This window comes from Neorhizobium sp. BETTINA12A (assembly GCF_023006485.1).
Taxonomy (GTDB): Bacteria; Pseudomonadota; Alphaproteobacteria; order Rhizobiales; family Rhizobiaceae; genus Neorhizobium.
In genome coordinates, this window is sequence record NZ_JALBGW010000372.1 from 1 (window position 1) to 488 (window position 488).

The following is a 488-nucleotide window of genomic DNA, read 5'->3' on the forward strand; positions in this document are numbered from 1 at the left end:
CGTCCACCGCCATTGCCGTTCGGAGCCGGCGCCCGCTGGCCGTCGCCATTGGAGAAATCGGCAAGACGGCGGGCTGCATCTTCCGGCGAGGGCAGATGGGCCGCATGCGTCAGCCGGATCAGCACCATTTCGGCGGCACCCGCCGGGCGCGAGGAGTTTTCCGCTTCCGGAATGCCCTTCAGGAGCATCTGCCAGATGCGCGACAGGGTGCTCACCGCCACGCCCTCCGCAAATTCCCGGCCGCGCACACGCTCCACTTCGCTGATCGAAGGATCGTTGGCGGCGTCGGGGATATATTTGAACCGGGTGGTCAGATGGGTGAAGTCGGCAAGGTCCGTCAAAACCACGACCGGATTGGCGCCGGCCTCGTATTGCGCCGTGAATTCCGAAAGCGCCGCCGTCACGTCGCCGCGCACGATATGCTCGAACAGGTCGACGATGCGGGCGCGGTCGGCGAGCCCCAGCATGCCGCGCACGGTCTCGGCGAT

Annotated in this window: 1 pseudogene; it reads right to left on the bottom strand. The window is 66.6% G+C overall.

The annotated features are described in order from the left end of the window. A pseudogene (locus MOV61_RS30230) lies at window positions 1–488 on the bottom strand (DNA polymerase III subunit gamma/tau); the annotation flags it as partial.